Raw genomic sequence first — 4,093 nt, forward strand, 5'->3', positions numbered from 1 at the left:
ATCAATTGCGTCTTACCGCTTGATGCATGGTTTTGCGCCGGGCATTCGCCCATTCGGCACTAGGAGAAAAACGTCACATATGCCGTCGCTAAACTTCAGTTGAAGTCTTGTGGGAGCTATTCAATAAGAGAAAGCCATTCGTCGAGTTCGGGAGGTAACGCATCCGCCCGATACCCGTAATGGCAATCAGCCTCATGCTCGGCGCCGCAGTACGGACATTTGATTTTGCCAATTTCATTTGCAGCGGCAAAGCACGGACTAAAGCGCTCGAGGAGATAGGTGCGCCCGCAATAAAATCTCGTGCATTTCTCGAATAGCATTGTCATACGTCTCCCTCATATATTTTTCTTATTGCCGCTGGCCGGTGGTGGCTGGGCTTCCTCAAGTGTAGGACTCATTCGCTCAGAAACAAGCCGCTACAGGAGTACCTCGGGAAGTGATCGGAACTCGACTAGGCGGGGACTGATGTTATTTCATATGTTATAGTCCGTCGCCGTTGTTGCCGAAATATCTAGATTTAAATCAAGAGGATAGCGAGACCGGGGGACGTGAGACTCATCCACAGCACAGACGAATTCCAGCTGTCGCAACAGCCTTATCCTGACATCCCCATCCTGCTTGATCGGAACGGAGCCATTGTCGTTCCGGCGCTGCAATTTCTGATTCATCAATGCCTGCATCGCGGGCGCGTACGGTCGGCCGCCACCTGGACCGCCTATGGCGAAGCGCTGTACGACTATTTTGGGTATCTCGAGGGCGCAGGCCACGCCTGGGAGCAGCGTCAAAAGGCGGGTATCCCCTCCATCCTTGCCCGTTACCGTGATTGGGCACTCAAGCGCAACAAGGAAAGCACAGTCAATTTCCGGCTGCGGCTGGTGGTGCGCTTTTACCGCTGGGCGCGCGATCGGGGCTTGATTGGCGAATTGCCGTTCGACGATGAGGCGGTCGTGCGGCGTGCCGGTGGCGGCATGTTGGTCCACGCACAGCGCTTAACCAGCACCACATCGCCCGATATCTTGCTCAAGCAACGACGAGACGTGTTCCCGGTCCTGTCCAAGGGACAGGTGGCAGAAGTGCTGCATGCCGTAGCGGGCAACCCGACACATTATCTGATCGTGCTGCTGGGGTTGCAGACGGGATTGCGCCGCATGGAACTGGCCACATTCCCGGAACACTATGTGATGAATGGCGGCATGGCAGGCCCCGATCGGCGGGTGTTTCCGGTGTTGCTCGACCCAGCGCATGTGCAAATCAAGGGGCGGCAAAAGCGCACGATTCATCTGACGCGGCACTTGCTGGACCAGCTCTGGCAGTATCGCCACACGTACCGTCCGATGCTGGCAAGGCGCCATGGTGGGGCAGAACCAGCGACGTTGTTCCTGACGGCCGATGGGAGGCCGTTTACGAATGGCGGCATGGGAAAGATCTTCGAGGCGATATCGCGGCGCGTTGGATACAAGGTGCATTGCCATATGCTGCGCCACACCTATGCGACGCATACGCTGCATGCGCTGCGCAGCGCGATGAATATCGGCAATGCACTGCTCTACTTGCGGGAACGGATGGGACACAGCCATATCAGCACCACTGAAAAATACCTGCATTACCTGGAACAGATTGAAGACGGGGTGCTCAACGATTACCAGCGTGAGGTGGACCAGTTGTTTGCCGGGGGCGTGACGCCATGAAGCCGCGCAAACGATTTGATGTGCCCGAGGCGGATAGGGGATCTGTCATCACTGAAACGGACGCTGCCATCGATCGCGGGATGGCCGGTGACGGCTCAGTCGAAGCGCAGGAGCGCTTCGACTTCTCGCCATGGTACGGAAAACGCATCGATGCGATCACCAACCTTCTCGCGCAATCCCTGCGGCAGCTGTACGTGGCCAGCACCTACCAGAAGACATCGGTGACGTCGTTGTTTAATGGCGGGGTACGCAAGTTCTTGTCCTATTGCGTTGAACAAGCGCAGGCGCAAGGCCGCGAGCTGCAAGTCGAAGAGATTCACCGCCCATTCATCGACCACTACATTGCGTGGATTCGGCGCCAGCTGCGAGACGATGGGGAAGCGCTCAGCTATGTCGCGCAAAAGTCGATTTATACCAAGAGCAAATCGATCCTGGTGCAAGCTTGCCGGCAGGGGCGGCTGCCAGACCGCCGGCTGCTGTTCCCGGTCAATCCCTTCCCCAATGTCAACCGGCATTACCAGGGCGAGCAGCCGTTATCGCTGGAGGCCAGGCGCCGGTTTGCAGAGGCGTTACGCGTCGAACTGGCGGCCATTGCCAGGGATGAGTTCGACGGCACAGACGGCCAGGCGCTCGCGCTGGTATGCCTACTGATCGCGTTGCGGACCGGTCTCAATACCACGCCGCTGCTGGAGCTGTCACGGGACGCGCTGCTGCCGCATCCGCTCAAGCCGAACTGGCGCATGCTGGTCTCCCACAAGCGACGTGGCAATGCTACTCATGTGCAGTCGATGCGCTGGAGCGACCAGTTGGCGGAAACCGCATCGGCGCAGACCGATGTGGTGTGGTGGTATGACTGGGTCAAGGACAGGACGGCCCCACTAGTTGCCGAGGCACCGGCCGAATGGCAGCAGCGCTTGTGGCTGTATCGCCGTGAACAGGTGGGGCGTCCACGCTCGGTGCTGGCGCTCACCGTCGATCAGCTCATTCTTGCCGCGCAACGGCTGGTCCGGCGCCACGCCCTTGTTGGCGATGACGGGGAACCGTTACGGGTGAACGTGGCGACGTTGCGCAAGACCTTCGTCAACCGGCTGTACGAGCTGAGCGGCCGGGACATGCTGGTCACGGCGCGTCTAGCTGGTCATTCGGTGCAAGTCTCCCAAAGTCATTACCTGAAAATATCGCCGGAAGCCAAGCGTGCATTCCACTTCGCCGGCACGACCCTGCTGTCGACGCTGCAAACTGCATCGCCAGGACCGGAGACGGCCGCGCCTGCGGCTGCCACGCCGGTTGGATGTTGTGCCGACCCGGTGCACGGGGAACGCGCGCCGCAACAGCCGGGTCGGCTCTGCACCGACTTCCTCAGCTGCTTCCAGTGCAAGAGCATGGTGGTCACCACAGAAGACCTGTGGCGGCTGTTCAGCTTTTATTACCTGATCGACAGCGAGCGCACCATCCTTAACGCCAGCGACTGGGAACAGTGGTACGGACATGTGCGGGACATCATCGATACCGAGATCGCGCCGGACTTCCCGGCTGCAGCAGTAAAGGCCGCGCGTGAACGTGCACGCCGTGAGCCGCACCCGTACTGGAAAACACGCGACCGCCTGGGCCTGCCGCATGGAGCGCGGGCATGAACGGAGCAATGCGTCGCGCCGTGGTGGCGCCGGCACCTGCGCCCGCAGACCGTGACCAGTGGCCAATCACGTACGTGTCCGATCCGGATGGCGCACGCCAAGTGTTGTGCCTGTATGGGGACATGGTGTGGGACCTGACGCCGCTGATGCCAAACTCCAATGCGACGCCCGGGATGCGGCGCCTGCGGTTTGATCGCCTGCCGCCTGTGTGGCGCGAGAGCGCCAAGGCGCTGCTGTATGCGTACTGGGTGCATGGGCGTCCGGGGTGGAAAGCCCCGGGCGCCTCCACCCTGGCCGGTGTGTTCCGTCGGTTGCAGCGGCTGGTGCGTTACCTGGACACGCTCGGTGTGCAGCGGTTTGCGGATGTCCGGCCGCTGCATATCGAATCCTATGTGCAGCGCATCCGTGCACGCGACAGGGCCGTGCATGCGGTGCACGAATACACGGTACTGGAACTGGCGTGGATCCTCAGGGATCACCTGGAGGACCACCTGCCGGCCCATCCATGGCCTGAAAGCTCTGCCCGCGATGTCGCCGGCCTGAGTACGCGCGGCAAGCCGGTGTCGGGCACGCAGTCCATTCCGCTCGAGATTGCGTCGGCCTTGTTCCGGCACGCCGATGCGGTGCTGCAAGAAGCGCCGCTACTGCTGCAGGTGCGTGACGAACTGGCGGACCTGGAACGCCGGGCGACAGTGGGCTACAAACGGATGTTCGTGCTGAAGAATCGCCATCTGCGTTCACGCGGGTTGCCGCCGTTGCAGGCGTATCAGC

At 60.6% G+C, this 4,093-nt stretch carries 3 protein-coding genes; all 3 read left to right on the forward strand.

The window, feature by feature from the left end; translation table 11 throughout:
- Positions 1-548: 548 nt before the first annotated feature.
- Positions 549-1,688: a tyrosine-type recombinase/integrase gene (locus tag AYR66_RS14000; RefSeq protein WP_088707986.1), complete on the forward strand. Its 1,140-nt coding sequence runs from the start codon at positions 549-551 to the stop codon at positions 1,686-1,688.
- On the forward strand, positions 1,685-3,322 hold the full coding sequence (locus AYR66_RS14005; protein ID WP_088707987.1) for a hypothetical protein: 1,638 nt from the start codon (positions 1,685-1,687) through the stop codon (positions 3,320-3,322). Before AYR66_RS14000 ends, AYR66_RS14005 begins: the two co-directional genes overlap by 4 nt.
- Positions 3,319-4,093 (forward strand): hypothetical protein (locus AYR66_RS14010; protein WP_206047174.1); only part of this gene is annotated, 775 nt, incomplete at its 3' end. The genes AYR66_RS14005 and AYR66_RS14010, both read left to right, overlap by 4 nt.

Origin of the sequence: Noviherbaspirillum denitrificans, assembly GCF_002211445.1 — a bacterium.
Taxonomy (GTDB): Bacteria; Pseudomonadota; Gammaproteobacteria; order Burkholderiales; family Burkholderiaceae_D; genus Noviherbaspirillum; species Noviherbaspirillum denitrificans.